The sequence below is a fragment of the Sphingorhabdus sp. genome (genome assembly GCF_044374345.1).
GTDB lineage: Bacteria > Pseudomonadota > Alphaproteobacteria > Sphingomonadales > Sphingomonadaceae > Sphingorhabdus_B.
In genome coordinates this window covers 1-15,727 of the sequence record NZ_JBILOS010000045.1, presented here as the reverse complement: position 1 = coordinate 15,727, position 15,727 = coordinate 1, and the positions used below count along the sequence as shown (strand labels likewise).

Here is a 15,727-nt window from a genome sequence, read left to right as displayed (position 1 = left end):
CCAATGCCGCGCAGCGACAATGAACTGCCCTCTTTGCCTTCAAATTTTGCCGAAGCGATGGCTGCGTTCAATGCTTGCGCGGTTGCGGCATCGACTACATTGCCTGGCAAGGTCGCGTTGCGCATCACTATCACAAGCGCACCCGATGTTGGCGCCGTGGTCGCAAAATTAATGGGTCGTGTCTGCGAATGCGCTGCTGTTGATGGTGCTATGCCCGATCCAATGACATCGGCCTGCGCAAATGCGGGGGTGATTGCTGCGCTTGCCAGTGCAAGGGCTAAGAAGCTGCGAAACATAGAGGGACTTTCCTTTCCGTAAATCTTGGTTATGCCGGTTATGTACGCAAATGGACCGATGTGACAAGGTCTCATTGCAGGGAGAATAAGATGCGTAAATTTTTATGGGCGTCTTTGGCGCTTGCCGGTGTGGTAGCTGGTGCAGGTGCGTTGTGGGAGCCATTGGCCGCGACTGAATATGAAACCGCCAAGCGGACCTATGATGCCGAGATTGTGCGCGACGAATATGGTGTGCCGCATATCAATGGCGCGACCGATGCGGACACGGCTTATGGCCTTGCCTACGCCCATGCCGAAGATGATTTTTCGACGATAGAAGATGTCATCGCCATGACCCGCGGCCGTTATGGGGCCTTGGCTGGCTCGGACGGGGCGAAGGTCGATTATGTCATGCATCTGTTGGGCGCGCGGGAAACCGCTGAAAAGCGCTATATGGAATTGTCGCCTGAGGTCCGCGCAGTGGCCGAAGCTTATGCCGCCGGACTCAATCATTATGCATCGAAGCATCCGGGCGAAGTGCGCTTGTCGAAACTGTTTCCGGTCACCGGACAGGACATCGTGACCGGCTTTGTTCTGCGCGCGCCATTTTTCTATGGCCTTGATGGTGCAATCGGTGCGCTGACCGAAGGCAAGCCGCAGCCCAAAGAGAGCGCAGCACCAATGACGCCAATCGGGCGCGATCCCGAAATGAACGGGTCCAATGCCTTTGCCCTCGCGCCAAAGCGTATGGCCGATGGCAAGACCTGGCTGATTTCCAATTCGCACCAGCCCTATGAAGGACAAGTGGCATGGTATGAGGCGGTGACGCATTCGGGCGAAGGCCTTCATATGGCAGGCGCATTGTTCCCGGGATCGCCCTTCGTACTGTTGGGGCATAACCGCCACCTTGGCTGGACCAACACGGTCAATCGCCCGGACCTGATTGATGTCTATAAATTGGTGATGAACGATGCGGGTGACAAATATCGTTATGATGGCAAATGGCTGCCGCTCAATTCAAAGCGCGTCTGGTTGCCCGTCAAGTTCGGGCCCTTCAATCTGCCGGTGCCACAGACAGTGTATCGATCAGTACATGGTCCGGTTATCAAGAATGATAAGGGCTATTTCGCCATCCGCTATGCCGGAATCGACAGCGTAAAGGTCGTCGAGCAATATTACCGGAATACCAAGGCGACGAATTGGGACGAGTGGACGAAGTCCATGTCGATTGGCGGGATTCCTGCCACCAACTTCATCTATGCCGACAAAACCGGCCGCGTTGCCTATATCTACAATGCGCTCTTCCCTGATCGCAAACCGGGCTATGATTACACCAAGCAGCTTCCGGGCGATACGTCCGCTGCCATGTGGTCCGGCCCTGTCGGCTTTGATCGCTATCCCAAGATTGTCGATCCAGCATCAGGCTTTGTGCAGAACGCGAATAACACGCCGTTTCTGGCGGCTGGCCCGGGTTCGGAAATGAACCCGGCGGATTATTCGCCGTATCTGGGTATCGAACGTGGCATGACCAACCGGGGCCTGCGCGCCACCGAGCTGTTGGCGGCGGATAGGTCGATCACGCCGGAAGAGCTGCTCGCGATCAAGATGGACATGACCTACAGCAAGCAGAGCTGGGTCGGGCCATGGATGGCGTCCTTTGCCGCGTTGGACCTGAAAGATGCGCCGGAACTCGCCAAGGCGCAAAAGCTGTTGGCCAGCTGGGACTGGTCAAGCGATGGCAAGGGCGATGCTGACGCATTGGCTGAAAGGATCATTCGTTTTGGTGCACGCCCGAACTGGCGCGGTGACCCAATGCCCGATCCCCGCAAAACGCTTCAGGAAGCGGTTGATGAATTCAAGAAGCGCTTTGGCAGAATTGACCCGCAGCTTGGCGATATTCAGCGGCTGCGGCGCGGCAATGTCGACTTGCCGATGTTCGGCGGAAGCGATGCCCTGCGCGCGACGACGATGTGGGATGCCGATCAAGCAGATGGCAAGGTCCGCGTCCGGCATGGCGACAGCTACATCATGCTGATCCGTTGGGACAAAAATGGCGGCGTTATATCGGAATCCATCCAGCCTTATGGTGCGGCAACCACGCGGCCCGAATCGCCGCATTACACCGACCAGATGAAGCTGTTTGTCGCGGGCAAATATAAGCCCGTTCATTTCGAATGGGCCGACGCCGTGAAGCATGCAAAGCGCCGTTATCGGCCCTGAACGGCGTTTGTCGAAAATGTGCAACCGCCAGATTGTGTTTGTCCGTTTTGGCACTATCTCTGGCGACAGTAGAAATATCTTTGGGAGCATATCATGATCCGTAAATTGACCCTCGCGCTTATGTTGTCTGGTTCGGTGTTGGCCGCGCAGGCACCGGCATTTGCGCAAACCGCAGCACCCGTTTCAAAACTGGTGGAGGCCGTGAATATTCCGCATGAGAAATTCACGCTCGACAACGGCCTGACGGTGTTGGTGCATGAAGACCGCAAGGCGCCGATCGTCGCGGTTTCCATCTGGTATGGCGTAGGGTCAAAGCATGAACCCAAAGGCAAAACGGGCTATGCCCATTTGTTCGAACATATCATGTTCAACGGCAGCGAAAACGCGCCGGGCGATTATTTTGAATATACCAAGAAAATCGGCGCCACCGACTTGAACGGCACGACATGGCTCGACCGGACAAACTATTTCCAGACTGTGCCGACGACTGCGCTGGAATCGGCTTTATTCCTCGAAAGCGACCGTATGGGCTTTTTGCTCAACGCCGTGACGAAGGAAAAGCTCGATAACCAGATCGGCGTTGTTTCGAATGAAAAGCGTCAGGGCGACAACCAGCCATTTGGACTGGTCGATTATAAGCGTTCGGAAACCTTGTTCCCCGTTGGCCACCCTTATCATCACGACACCATTGGCAGCCTGGAAGACCTGTCGGCGGCATCGCTGGATGACATGAAGAACTGGTTCATCGACCATTATGGTCCAAATAATGCGGTGCTCGTGCTGGCAGGTGATATCAACGCCGCGCAAGCCAAGCCGCTTGTTGAAAAATGGTTCGGCAGCATCAAGCGCGGCAAAGATGTCGCGCCCGTCAACGCGCCTATACCCACGCTGGAAAAGCCGGTTAAAATCGTGATGAAGGACAAGGTTCCGACCACACGTATTTATCGCAACTGGGTGGTGCCGGGATTGGCCGACCCTGATGCAAATGCGCTGTACATTGGCATGAGCGCGCTTGGTGGCCTGTCCAGCTCGCGTCTGGACAATATCCTTGTGCGTCAGGAACAAAGCGTCGTGGGCGTTTCGGCATATCTGATCCCGTTCGTGCACGGCAGCCTGATTAACATTCAAGCGGATGTGAAGCCCGGCGGTGATGCCGATGCGGTTGCCAAGCGGTTGGATGAAATATTGGCCGATTACATCGCCACGGGGCCAACCGCTGAGGAAGTGCAGCGCGTCGCCGCCAGCAATATTGCCCAGCAAATCGATGGCCTTGAACAGGTTGGCGGATTCGGCGGAAAGGCCGTCGCGCTTGCCGAAGGTCAGCTTTATGTGGGCGACTCGAATTTCTACAAGAAAGAGTTGGAGCGCCTCGCCACGACAAAGCCCGAAGCAGTAAAGGCGGCGATGCAAAAATGGCTGACCCGCCCCGTGCTCGAAATTCGCGTCGAGCCAGGCGAGCGTGAGGCGTATAAGGAAGTGGCCGCTGGATCGGGCAGCCGCACCGGCACGCTGACATCGCCTGCTTTTTACGCGCCCCCCGGAACCGAAGATACGCTTGTGTCTGCGCCTTTGGCGTTTCAGGACCGCAGCAAATTCCCTGAACCAACGGGCTCTCCAGCGCTGGATTTTCCGACCGTTGAGGAAACAACGCTTGGCAATGGTATCAAGGTTTTCTTCGCACGGCGGGCAGCCGTGCCAACGGTCCGCGTCGCGGTCAGTTTCAACGCGGGCTATGCGGCTGATCCTGCAGACAAGCGCGGTATCGCGTCGATGATGTCGACCATGATGTTGGAAGGTACACAGACCCTTACATCGACCAAGCTTGCGGAAACCGAAGAGAAATTGGGCGCTGACGTCAATGTTGGATCGTCGCTTGACCGGACGGTTGCAAGCCTGCGTGCGGTAAAGCCAAATTTGGGTCTGTCGCTCGACCTTTTGGCCGATGTGATTAAAAATCCGGCCTTCGCGACCAATGAACTGGAGCGTGTCCGCGTTCAGCAACTGACGCGGATCAAGGCGGAAAATAACCAGCCGCAGGGCATTGCCGTGCGCCGCATGCCGCCATTGCTGTACGGAAATGCACATCCTTATGGCGGGCCGCAAACGGGTAGCGGCTATGCCGAAACGGTTGCGAAGATCACGCGTGCCGATGTCGCCAATTTCCACCAGTCATGGATACATCCGGCAAAGGCAGAAATCTTTGTCGTTGGCGATACCACGCTGAAAGAAATCAAGCCGATGTTGGAACAGCGCTTTGGCAAATGGAAGCCAACAGCGGCGGCTGCACCAGCGAAGAATTTCTCCGCGGCCATCCCTGCGCCGCAATCCAAGATTCTGCTGATTGACCGGCCAAATGCGCCACAGTCACTGGTCCTTGGCGGCGTCGTGCTGGATGCAAAGGGATCGGACGATTTGCTGACCTTGCGCGCAGCGAACGAAGTTTTCGGCGGTGACTTCCTGTCGCGCATCAATATGGACCTGCGCGAAACCAAGGGTTGGTCTTATGGGGTGCGTAGCCAAGTCAATGGCGCGGAAGACCGCGTGCCATTTTATATGTTTGCGCCAGTCCAAACCAACCAGACAGGACCATCGGTCAAGGTTTTGATGGACCAGTTAAAGGACTTTAATGGTGCAAAGCCGGTCACTGCGGAAGAACTGGAAAAGACCATCAAGGGCAATGTGCTTGAACTGCCGGGCAGCTATGAACAGTCGTCCGCCGTTCTGGGACAGATGCAGTCTGATCGTTTGAACAAGCGTCCATTCGATTATGCCGAAACACTGGCGGGCAAATATAACGCCCTGACTGCCAAGGCGCTGAACGACGAAATGCGCGCAAAGGTTGATCCGTCCAAAATTACATGGCTGGTCGTGGGCGATGCCGCCAAGGTGAAGCCACAGCTTGAAGCACTTGGATTGCCAATTGAAATGGTAACCGAAGCTGCTAACACCACTGCAAGTAAAACAACCAAGTAAGGAGCAAGAATATGGCATCAGTTGATGGTCAATGGGACGTAACAATCAAAAGCCCAATGGGTGACCAAAAGGCCGTTTTGACCGTCAATAGCGACGGCGGCAGCTTTTCGGGCAGCATGTCGGGTGGCCTTGGTGCAATGGACATTGCCAATGGCACCGTCGATGGCGACACGTTGAGCTGGGGCATGGACATCACTGTTCCAATGCCAATGCATCTTGATGCAACCGCAACCGTTTCGGGCGATGCTATCACCGGTGAAGTAAAGGCCGGTGCCTTTGGTTCGATGGGCCTTTCGGGCACACGTAAGTAAATTTAATCGGGGCCGGTTTCCGCGCCCTGAATTGAGATACATGGCCGTCTGCCCTTTGGGGTGGGCGGCCTTGTTCTATTGTGGCCGAGTGCTACTATGTCGATTGATGGCGTTTCTTCCGACTCGCTGAACAGGCAGGAGCCTTGGCATGAACCAGATCGCATCCGCATCGCAGCGTCGCATGTCGTTATTGCGCTGGGCGTTGATTGTCATTCCGCTCACCATGTTTCTTGGGTTTCTCTCTGGCACCATGTCCGGGTCAACCGCCGACAATGCGTGGTATCAAGCCTTGATTAAGCCAGATATTCAGCCGCCGGGCTGGGTGTTCGGTGTGGTTTGGCCGACATTATATCTTCTGATGGGCCTTGCCTTTGCGATGGTGCTCGCCGCGCGTGGCGCGCGGGCCCGCAATGTGGCGATTGGCCTGTTCCTGTTGCAATTTGTGATCAACCTCAGCTGGTCGCCGATGTTTTTTGGCCAGCATCAAGTGACGGCTGCGTTTTTCACCATCCTTGTGATGCTGGGTGTCGCTATTGCTACAACCTTCGCATTTGCGCGCGTTCGCAAGGCTGCGGCATGGTTGATGGTGCCTTATTTGGTGTGGATTAGCTTTGCCGCGATACTGAATTTTCAGATCGATCAGTTGAATCCTGATGCCGAAAGCCTTTACGTGCCCGCTAAGAGTTCCCAGATAGGCAAAAGCGGTTAATCTCCCGACCGCAATGGAGTGAATGACATGCAAAGCGAAAAGCGCATTTTTGATGATTTGGCCAAGGTACTGAATGGCGTTGCCGGAACAGTTGCCGGCATGGGCCGCGAAGCCGAAGCGAGCATGCGTGACCGCGCCCGCGAATGGGCCGCCGGTCTGGACCTCGTGTCGCGCGAAGAATTTGATGCGGTGAAAACACTCGCGGCCAATGCCCGCGCCGAAGCCGATGCGCTTGGCAAAAGGGTGGCTGCGTTGGAAGCCGCGCTTAAGGCAAAAGGCGGCGCTGCGCCCGCAAAGGCCAAGCCTTCCAAATAAGTTCATAATCCGTCCGGTTTGAACTTTTCCACAGTCGGCCCACAAGCTTGTGTTGCGCAGCGTCGCAAGTTGCTTGCGCGCGAGTCAGTCAAGAGGCAGACTCGCTGACATCATAACAGGCGCAATTTTATGCACGACGCAGACGAACAATATGAGCAATTTGAACGGGACGAATCCGCGCCCGTAGACATGCTCGCCGCATTGTTCGAAGCGCGTGGCTGGTCGTTCGAGCTTGAGGGCGAGGACGAGATTACCGCCGAGTATAAGGGCAGCTGGGCCAGCTATCAGATCCGCGCGATCTGGCGTGAAGATGACAATGCGCTGCAGCTTATCATCTTGCCGGATATCACCGTACCCGTGGACAAGCGCGCGAGCGTGTACACGGCGCTCGGCCTTATCAATGAACAATTGTGGCTTGGTCATTTCGACATGTGGTCCGCGAACGGCATATTGTTGTTCCGCCATGGCAGTTTGATGGCGCCCAATGGGTTGTTGGGTGTGGATCAGGCACAAACCATCATCGACGTCGCGATTGACGAATGCGAACGTTTCTACCCGGTGTTCCAGTTCATCATCTGGGGCGACAAATCACCCGAAGAAGCCATCGCCAGCGCACTCATCGATACGCATGGTGAAGCGTAACGTCAGGCCGCGTCTTCGCGTTTGGCTTTAATCAGATAGTGCATATGGCCCATGGCAATGGGCTTATCCCGATCATCCTGCCATGCGCGGGCCTCGACATTGGCCATCGTGCGGCCAAGGCGCGTTACCTCGCCCACGGCATAGGTCATCTGACTTAGCCCGCCGCGCATGAAATCGACCGTGACATTGACTTGTTTGATGGCGGAATTGCTCCCCTTCGCCTGTAACGCGCGGTGCACGGCGGCGATGGCCGCGATTTCCAGCAATCCGGATATGGCGCCACCATGCAGATACCCAGGGCGACCTTGCACACGGTCGGCAAAGGGCATGCCGATAACCGGCGCGCCGTCGATTTCGTCGACGATCGTCATGTCCAAGGCTTGGGCATAAGGCGGCAGAGCAATTGGGCTATCGGTCATGATATGCGGTCTCCGATACGGATGAATGTGCCGCTTGCATGGGCCAAAGGCTCGTCCGGATTGCCATTATGGGCAAAGCCGCGAACAAAGCCGATGCTGTTGGTCAAATGATAGCAGATGCCCCGGCCATATACCCGTTCGCCCGAAGGTGACGGTCGCAGATAGTCGATCCGCAGGTCCATCGTCACTTGCGGCCTAAACTCACCTAGCTTCGTCCAAATAGACATGCTGGTGGCGTTGTCCATTAGGCTGATGATCACGGCCGACGCGAGGATACCTGTATCGGGGTCGGCAACAAGGTCTTCACGCCAGTCGATGGCGAGCTCCACCCAGTCCGCGCCATGGCCAACATATTCCATGTCGAGAAACCCGCCATGGCCAAATTTGCCCATCATCTTGTTGACGAGGGCGGGGTCGAATTCAGCGCCTTTCGGCACGATGCTGCCCAAGTCGGGTTTGCCAAACGCCATTTACTTACTTTCTAAGGTTGGCCGCAGCTGCGGTGTCACACGGGCTTTTGAAAGCTGCTCATAGGCATATCCCGCCTTTAATACAGCATGGTCATGCCACTTGGGCCCGATGAAGCTTATTCCGACCGGCAGCCCAGCGGACAGACCCATGGGCACGGTCAAATGCGGAAAGCCGGCAACGGCTGGCAATTGACTTGCGCTTGGCCCCGAAAAAGCATCGCCTTTGCCAAGCGTGGAAAGCCATGCGGGACCATTGGTCTGGGCGACGATGACATCAACTTTGTCACGGGCAAAAAACTGATTGAGCGCGCCCGACGCAAGGCCGCGCGAGGTTGCCAGTGCTTGCAGATAAGCGGGATCGTCTAGCCCTTTTTCCTTGTTGGCGGTTTCAAATATGTCCTGCCCAAAATGCTGCAATTCCGTGTTGGCATTCGCTTTGTTGAACGCAATGACATCGGCCAGCGTCTTATGGGGAACGAGGCCTTCGGGTAGGCCTTGCAAATAGCTTGCAAGGTCCGCCTTTAATTCTGTCAGCAGAACCTTGAATTCGCCTTGGCCGATTTTCTGGCGGTCGATCTTGCTGCCGTCCAGCATGACGACGTCCGCGCCGCCAGCCTTCAATGCGGCAAGCGCGGCATCAAATAATGCGGCGTCAACATTGGGTGCACGAAGAACGCCAATGCGCATGCCTTTTAGCCCATCGACAGAAAGGTCCTTGCTGTAATCGCCGCGCCATGTGTCCGCATCGGCGGTTGCTGCGTCCTGAGGGTCGGTGCCGGCCATGGCCGTGAGCATGATGGCTGCATCACGGACCGAACGCGTCATGGGGCCTGCAGTGTCCTGACTGTGGCTGATCGGAACGATATAGCGGCGCGAAACAAGACCGACGGTCGGTTTGAACCCGACCACGCCGTTGACGCCAGCGGGGCAGGTGATCGACCCATCGGTTTCGGTCCCAATGCTGCCCGCCGCAAGGCCCGCAGCCATTGCCGCACCACTGCCGCTGGAGGAGCCGCAGCTGTTTCGGTCAAGTGCGTGCGGATTTTTGGTGAGGCCGCCCACTGCGCTCCACCCGCTGGTGGAGTTACCCGACCGGATATTGGCCCATTCGCTCAAATTGGTTTTACCAAGAATGACCGCGCCCGCCGCGCGCAGCCGCGCAATCAACGGTGCATCGCGATTGGTGATATTGCCGGCCAAGGCCAATGACCCTGCGGTCGTCGCGATGGGTCCGGCGACTTCGACATTGTCCTTCACCAACACCGGAATGCCATGCATTGGCCCGCGATATGTGCCAGCGCGCAGTTCCGCATCCATCGCGCGCGCCTGATCAATCGCATCGGGGAAGGTGGCGATGACCGCATTCAGCATGGGGCCGCTGTCATCCACCGCTGCAATCCGCGCCAGATAGGCCGTCGTAATCGCTTCGCTGTTCAACGCGCCATTATCAATGCCATCGGCCAATTGCGACAGGTCCAAGCTTTCGATGGGACCAGCCTTGGCAAGATTGGCGGCGGCCACTTCGGTCGATGGCGGCGTTGGGGCCATTGCGGACACCGACGACGCAAAAGCGACGCAGCTTAAGATGAGTGCAATTTTAATCTTCACGTCGCATCTCCCTTGGCCAGTTCGGCACCCCGGTCACGTGCGGCGCGCAATGTATCGGTCATCAGTTTGTTCAACGCCGCATCCGAATCCAGCACGGCGAGCCCTGCGGCGGTTGTGCCGCCCGGACTGGTCACGCGCCGCGCCAGATCAGCGGGCGTTTCCGATGCGGTCGCGGCCAATATCGCTGCGCCCTCGGTCATTGCCAGCGCCAGTTGTGCCGCAATATCCCGCGGCAATCCAGCGGCTTCACCACCTTGGGTCAGTGCATCAATAAAGCGATAAACAAACGCTGGCCCGGACCCGGCAAGCGCCGTGACGGCGTCCATATGCGTTTCGTCGTCGATCCAGATGACTGCACCCAGCGGAGCCAGTAACGATACCATCTCTGCCCGTTGCTGCGCATCGTCATGTGGCGTAAAAACACCCAGCGGGGACTTGCCAATCGCGGCGGCCAAATTGGGCATCAGCCGGATGATGCGCGCATCGGGAAAATACCCCGAAAGCGTATCGGTCGTGGTTCCGGCCAGTATCGATATCAATGTCGCCCCGGGGGCGAGAATTCGCCCTATTTCGGGCGTCAGTTCAGCCAAAAGCTGCGGCTTGATACCCAATATGACGACATCAAAGCGCATATCCAATGCCGCAGACGACCGATGGAGATGGACGCCCTCTGGCAGCTTTTCCGCAACCGGATCGATGATGTGGAAGGCTGCGGGTGCGACATCGGCAGCAAGCCAACCGCGCAACATGGCACCCCCCATATTACCACAGCCGTAAAAGCAAATTTTAGAGGGGAAAGCGGACACAATGAAGACCTTGCGACTATTTACGCTGTCGTCATGCCCTATCCTTGCGCCAACGGCAACCGCAGGAACAAGGACAAGCCTTCGGGCGGTACCACGGGTGGTGCACTTGCGTGCCGAACGGCATCGGCACGTGCACGATTGAGGATAGCCGCTGGCACGCCGGGATCATGAAACACATTGTCCGCTTCGCCAAGCAGGCGGGCGGTGAGCAACGTAAGGTCGTCGGGATCGGTGGAGAGCAACGCAATTTCAATCAACCGGTCACCCTTGGGATTGTCGGCCTGCATAATCCAATTGTCGACCGTCGCGTCGTCATGCGTGCCGAACGGGTCAAGCATGCCACCGGCGGCGAAGCCCTGATCCAATGCACGTCGGCGCTCGGGCCCTTCGGACCAACGCGCGCGGATTTTGCTGCGGGCGCCGGAAATAGCTTCGGCCAGCGGACCCAATGTTTCAGGTAGCAATGTTTCGATACGCTGGCGAATGGCCTTGGCCATGCCAGCTGATGCGCCGCCGGTGCCGACTGCAATCAACACAGGGGTCCGGTCGACAATCGCGGGTGTCGTAAAATCACAAATTTCGGGGCGGTCGACGACGTTGACGAGCAAGCCACGGGCTTTCAATTCGTCCGCAGCGATGCGGGCGTCCTCTTCTTCGGCGATGGCGACAAAGGCAATCCGTGCCGCACGATCGGCGGCATCAACGCAGATACCGCCCGCGCGTTCAATCAGCCGCCGTTTCGCATCCGCCATTTCGCCTTCACCGACCAAAATGACATTTCGGCCCTTCAGATTTACGAAAATGGGGAGCTGGTCCAAATCTCGATCCTTATTTCAGCCAGTCGGGCACATGTTCTGCCGCAAGAATGGTCTCGGGCGAAATGCGTTCCGCCACCACCGCGAATTTATCGCCGTCGACGAGCACTTCGGGAACGAGGCCCCGGCTGTTATAGGTGCTTGCCATCGTCGCGCCATACGCGCCAGCGGTGCGGAATATCGCTAGGTCATTGGCCTCTACGACATCGATTTCGCGGCCCATGGCAAAGGTATCGCCGGTTTCGCAGACGGGGCCCACAATGTTGGCGGTCATTTTGCGGCCATTTGGTTCGACCGCGTCAAAATCATGCCACGCGTCGTATAGCGCGGGCCGCGCCAAGTCATTCATCGCGGCATCGACAATCGCAAAGGGTGCATTGCCCGATCCGGGCTTCACGCGAATAACGCGCGTCAGCAGGACGCCCGCGTTTCCGGCGATGACACGGCCGGGTTCGAACATCAAACGCACGCCCCAGTCCTTGGTCACCCTCGCAACCATCGCGCCATATTCGGCAGGTTCAGGCGGATTGTCGCCATCGCGATAGCGCACGCCAAGGCCGCCGCCCAAGTCAACATGGGTGACTTTATGGCCTTGGTCGCGCAAATCCTGCACCAGCGCACCGACTTTTGTGAACGCTGTCTCCAGCGGCTCAAGGCTGGTCAACTGGCTGCCGATATGCACCGCAACGCCGCGCATATTCAGTCCAGGCAACGCATTTAAGCGGCCATAAATTTCCGTCGCGCGGTGAATGCCCACGCCAAATTTATTGTCGGCTTTCCCCGTTGAAATCTTGCCATGTGTGCCGGCGTCGACATCGGGATTGATGCGCAGCACGGCATTCGCCTGATAGTTCAATGCGTCCGCAAGCGTCGCGAGCTCGCGGCCTTCTTCTTCGGACTCGATATTGAATTGCCCGATACCTGCCTTCAATGCGCGGACGATTTCTTCGGCCGTCTTGCCAACGCCCGAAAACACAATGTCTTCTGGCGCCATGCCCGCAGCAAGTGCGCGGTCCATTTCGCCGCCCGACACAACATCCGCGCCATAGCCCTGACGCGCGAGCACCTTGAGCACAGCCAAATTCGGGTTGGATTTTACGGCAAAGGCCAAATGCGGGTTATCAAGGCCCGACAATGCGTCGCGGAACACTTGCGCGTGCCGCTCCAGCGTTGCGCGCGAGTAGATATAGACAGGTGTGCCCACCGCCGCCGCAATATCGGGCAGGGCGACATCTTCGGCGTGCAACACGCCATTTTTAAGGTCAAAATGGTTCATAGGATGGGATACTTATTTGGAAGGCGTTTTTTCGGACGAATCGGTCTGTTCGGGATCAAACCGTTTGGGTTCTTGTCCCGGCGGAATGTCGAACGGATCATCTCCGCGCCGTTCGGACCGTTTCAGCAGCTCGTCGGTGCGCCCTGGCCGTGCCTGAACCGATGGGGTCGTGAGAATCTTCGCCGTTTGCTCGGTGGTCTGGCCATAAGCTTGCGGTGGCATGCTATTGCCTGTGCGGGGTTCCAGATCGCCCACTTTGCCGCAGCCCGCAACGCACAGGGCGATGCCAATGATGAAGGTGGTGCGCGCCGGTTTCATGCCTCAAGTTCCTTTTTGGCAATATTTATGGCTTCTTTTACGCGCATAGGTGCCGTGCCGCCAGCACTTGTCCGGCTGTTTACCGATCCTTCGATCGACAGATCGGGCAAATTGCAGCCAGCCAGCGCAGGATTAATGGCCGAAAGATCGTCCACGGTGATTTCGGACAGGCTTATGCCGCGCGCTTCGCAGGATTTAACGACGCTGCCGGTAACATGATGCGCCTCGCGGAAGGGCATGCCAAATTCGCGCACCAGCCAGTCGGCCAGATCGGTAGCGGTGGAAAACCCGCTGGCGGCAACATCGCGCATGCGCGGCGTATTAAATGTCACATTGGCAACCATGCCCGTCATTGCCGCGATGGACAAAGCCAGCAGGTCATATGCCTCAAACACCGGAGGTTTATCGTCCTGCATGTCCTTGGAATATGCGAGCGGCAGGCCCTTCATGGTGATCATCAGGCTGTTCATGCAGCCAATGATCCGTCCTGCATGTCCGCGCACCAGTTCAGCCGCGTCGGGATTGCGCTTTTGCGGCATGATGGAACTGCCCGTCGACCATGCGTCGGGCAGGCTGATGAAACCATAAGGCTGCGACGCCCATATGATCATTTCTTCGGCCAAGCGCGACAGATGCAGCGCCGTTTGCGCGGCGGCCGTAAGGAACTCAAGCGCGAAGTCACGGTCGGAAACCGAGTCCAGACTGTTCGCCATGGGGCCGTCAAAGCCAAGCGCCAATGCCGTTGCGGCGCGGTCAATCGGAAAGGATGTTCCCGCAAGTGCGGCCGCGCCCAAGGGGGACTGGTTCAACCGGCTGCGGCAATCGGCAAAGCGGCTGCGGTCGCGCTTCGTCATTTCATAATAAGCCATCAGATGATGGCCAAGCGTGACGGGTTGGGCGACCTGCAAATGCGTGAAGCCGGGCATGATGCTATCGGCATGTTCTTCGGCACGTGTCACCAGCGCCGACTGGAATGCGCGCAGGCCCGCATCGATTTCATGGGTCGCATTGCGCACCCAAAGGCGGAAGTCGGTGGCGACTTGGTCATTTCGCGACCGCGCGGTGTGCAGCCGTGCCGCAGGCTCACCCACCAAAGCACGTAACCGCGTTTCGGTGACCATATGAATATCTTCAAGCGTGAGGTCTTCGGGCACGCCATTGGCTGCATATTCGGCGTAAATGCTATCGAGCCCGCTTTGGATCGCGGCATTGTCTGACGCCGTTATAATCCCGTTTGCAGCCAGCATATCGGCATGCGCTTTGCTGCCGGCTATGTCTTCCTGCCAAAGACGCTTGTCGAATGGGATGGAGGCATTTATCTCGCGCATGATAACGCCAGGGCCTTCGCCAAACCGGCCGCCCCACATGCTATTGGAATCAGAGATGCGCTTTGTAATTGCCTTAATCCTTTTAGTGCTGGCTGGGTGCGATAAAGAAAGCCAACCCAAGGGGCAAGCGCAACCCGCATCCACGGCCAAGGCAGGGGCATCTGACACGGCGGAAATTGCTCTTGAAAGCGCCAATGGCATGCGCGCCACGCTCAGTTATCAATTTGCGGGCCAAAAAGCACCATCGGCACCTTTTGCCGATGCGCAGGGTCAGGATGTCAGCCTTGCTGATTTTGAAGGCAAGCCGTTGTTGCTCAACATCTGGGCAACATGGTGCGCACCCTGCAAAGCGGAAATGCCGACGCTGGACGCGCTGGCGAAGTTGGAGAAAGGCCGCATGAACGTGATTGCCGTGTCGCAAGATCTTGAAGGACGCGCACCTGTTGTCGCCTTTTTCACGGAAACAGGGGTCAAGAATTTGGTGCCCTATACCGATGCTGATAATGCACTATTGACGGCGTTCAACAACGCGATCGCGCTGCCCACCACCATATTATATGACAGCGATGGCAAAGAAGTGTGGCGCGTGACCGGCGGTGTGGAATGGGATGAGGCCGAAATGGCAAAGCTGCTGCGCGCAGCGGACTAATAGGTCCTGACCCTACATCAATATCCGGCGGACGCGCTGCTTTTCCAATTTTCGCACAGGCAGTGATTCGGTCGGTGACCGCACGACCACATGTTTGTGGCGGGGATCATTGCAATTGGTGATTTCCGCTTGCTCGGTTTCCCGGGCAAAGGCTGTGTCGGGTAAAAACCCTGCCGACAATAGGATGAAGCCTGTGCCCAATGTTGCAAAAAGTCGCCGCATGGCGACAAAATGCCAGCAGAAAACTTTATGAACGATGAATGGAAAAAGGGTGTCCTGCATTTTTGGTGCCTCGAACGGTCATTATCCAAAAATGGTGGGCGCTAACGGGCTCGAACCGCTGACCCTCTCGGTGTAAACGAGATGCTCTACCAACTGAGCTAAGCGCCCCACTAGGGGAAGCGCGCCTTTGCCAAAGCGTTTTGGCTTTTGCAAGCCTAATCAGATGATCGGAGCGGAACGGATGCCGATTGCGACAAAATAATCATCCAGCTTGGCAGATGTTTCGTCCGACAGTTCAATGAAAACCCGCCGTGCATCGGCTGGATCCTGACGCCGGACGAGCATACCGCTTTCGGTCATTGCGGTAATCC

16 protein-coding genes, 1 tRNA gene and 1 pseudogene are annotated in these 15,727 nt (G+C 57.1%); 7 read left to right on the top strand and 11 right to left on the bottom strand.

Going from position 1 to position 15,727, the window contains the following annotated elements; translation table 11 throughout:
* Positions 1-296, bottom strand: a pseudogene (locus ACIQ5B_RS06275) (leucyl aminopeptidase); the annotation flags it as partial.
* Between the two features lie 90 nt (positions 297-386).
* On the opposite strand from ACIQ5B_RS06275, the gene ACIQ5B_RS06270 reads away from it, so the two are divergent.
* From ACIQ5B_RS06270 to ACIQ5B_RS06245, 6 genes are all read left to right on the top strand, one after another.
* On the top strand, positions 387-2,495 hold the full coding sequence (locus tag ACIQ5B_RS06270; protein WP_397598269.1) for a penicillin acylase family protein: 2,109 nt from the start codon (positions 387-389) through the stop codon (positions 2,493-2,495).
* Positions 2,496-2,588: 93 nt separating this feature from the next.
* A complete protein-coding gene (locus ACIQ5B_RS06265; protein ID WP_397598268.1) occupies positions 2,589-5,468 on the top strand; it encodes a M16 family metallopeptidase in 2,880 nt (959 codons plus the stop codon).
* Between the two features lie 11 nt (positions 5,469-5,479).
* Positions 5,480-5,779, top strand: coding sequence for a hypothetical protein (locus ACIQ5B_RS06260; RefSeq protein WP_397598267.1), 300 nt, complete (start codon positions 5,480-5,482; stop codon positions 5,777-5,779).
* A 148-nt stretch (positions 5,780-5,927) separates the two neighbouring features.
* Positions 5,928-6,488: a TspO/MBR family protein gene (locus tag ACIQ5B_RS06255; protein WP_397598266.1), complete on the top strand. Its 561-nt coding sequence runs from the start codon at positions 5,928-5,930 to the stop codon at positions 6,486-6,488.
* A 27-nt stretch (positions 6,489-6,515) separates the two neighbouring features.
* A complete protein-coding gene (locus tag ACIQ5B_RS06250; RefSeq protein WP_324478703.1) occupies positions 6,516-6,803 on the top strand; it encodes an accessory factor UbiK family protein in 288 nt (95 codons plus the stop codon).
* Positions 6,804-6,932: 129 nt separating this feature from the next.
* On the top strand, positions 6,933-7,445 hold the full coding sequence (locus ACIQ5B_RS06245) for a YbjN domain-containing protein (RefSeq protein WP_333569847.1): 513 nt from the start codon (positions 6,933-6,935) through the stop codon (positions 7,443-7,445).
* A 2-nt stretch (positions 7,446-7,447) separates the two neighbouring features.
* On the opposite strand, the gene ACIQ5B_RS06240 is transcribed toward ACIQ5B_RS06245, so the two are convergent.
* From ACIQ5B_RS06240 to argH, 8 genes are read right to left on the bottom strand one after another with little or no spacing between them, the layout of a single operon-like run.
* Positions 7,448-7,864, bottom strand: coding sequence for a PaaI family thioesterase (locus tag ACIQ5B_RS06240; protein WP_397598265.1), 417 nt, complete (start codon positions 7,862-7,864; stop codon positions 7,448-7,450).
* Positions 7,861-8,334, bottom strand: coding sequence for a PaaI family thioesterase (locus ACIQ5B_RS06235; protein ID WP_397598264.1), 474 nt, complete (start codon positions 8,332-8,334; stop codon positions 7,861-7,863). Before ACIQ5B_RS06235 ends, ACIQ5B_RS06240 begins: the two co-directional genes overlap by 4 nt.
* Positions 8,335-9,942, bottom strand: coding sequence for an amidase (locus tag ACIQ5B_RS06230; protein WP_397598263.1), 1,608 nt, complete (start codon positions 9,940-9,942; stop codon positions 8,335-8,337).
* On the bottom strand, positions 9,939-10,748 hold the full coding sequence (gene proC / locus ACIQ5B_RS06225; protein ID WP_397598262.1) for a pyrroline-5-carboxylate reductase: 810 nt from the start codon (positions 10,746-10,748) through the stop codon (positions 9,939-9,941). The genes ACIQ5B_RS06230 and proC overlap by 4 nt, the downstream gene beginning before the upstream one ends.
* Positions 10,749-10,786: 38 nt before the next feature.
* Positions 10,787-11,566, bottom strand: a complete 780-nt coding sequence (locus ACIQ5B_RS06220) for an NAD(P)-dependent oxidoreductase (protein ID WP_397598261.1) — start codon at positions 11,564-11,566, stop codon at positions 10,787-10,789.
* 10 nt (positions 11,567-11,576) lie between these two features.
* Positions 11,577-12,839 carry a diaminopimelate decarboxylase gene (gene lysA, locus ACIQ5B_RS06215; RefSeq protein ID WP_397598260.1) on the bottom strand — a complete coding sequence of 421 codons (1,263 nt, stop codon included), beginning with the start codon at positions 12,837-12,839 and terminating at the stop codon, positions 11,577-11,579.
* Positions 12,840-12,851: 12 nt separating this feature from the next.
* Complete coding sequence (locus tag ACIQ5B_RS06210; RefSeq protein WP_397598259.1) at positions 12,852-13,157, bottom strand: hypothetical protein; 306 nt, start codon at positions 13,155-13,157, stop codon at positions 12,852-12,854.
* Complete coding sequence (gene argH, locus ACIQ5B_RS06205) at positions 13,154-14,524, bottom strand: argininosuccinate lyase (protein ID WP_397598258.1); 1,371 nt, start codon at positions 14,522-14,524, stop codon at positions 13,154-13,156. Before argH ends, ACIQ5B_RS06210 begins: the two co-directional genes overlap by 4 nt.
* 16 nt (positions 14,525-14,540) lie before the next feature.
* Here argH and ACIQ5B_RS06200 point away from each other — a divergent pair, with 16 nt between their 5' ends.
* Complete coding sequence (locus tag ACIQ5B_RS06200) at positions 14,541-15,134, top strand: TlpA family protein disulfide reductase (RefSeq protein WP_397598257.1); 594 nt, start codon at positions 14,541-14,543, stop codon at positions 15,132-15,134.
* 12 nt (positions 15,135-15,146) lie between these two features.
* On the opposite strand, the gene ACIQ5B_RS06195 is transcribed toward ACIQ5B_RS06200, so the two are convergent.
* Together ACIQ5B_RS06195 and ACIQ5B_RS06190 are read right to left on the bottom strand one after the other, a co-directional pair.
* Positions 15,147-15,356, bottom strand: a complete 210-nt coding sequence (locus tag ACIQ5B_RS06195) for a hypothetical protein (RefSeq protein ID WP_397598256.1) — start codon at positions 15,354-15,356, stop codon at positions 15,147-15,149.
* Between the two features lie 92 nt (positions 15,357-15,448).
* A tRNA-Val gene (locus tag ACIQ5B_RS06190) sits at positions 15,449-15,524 on the bottom strand.
* Between the last annotated feature and the right edge of the window lie 203 nt (positions 15,525-15,727).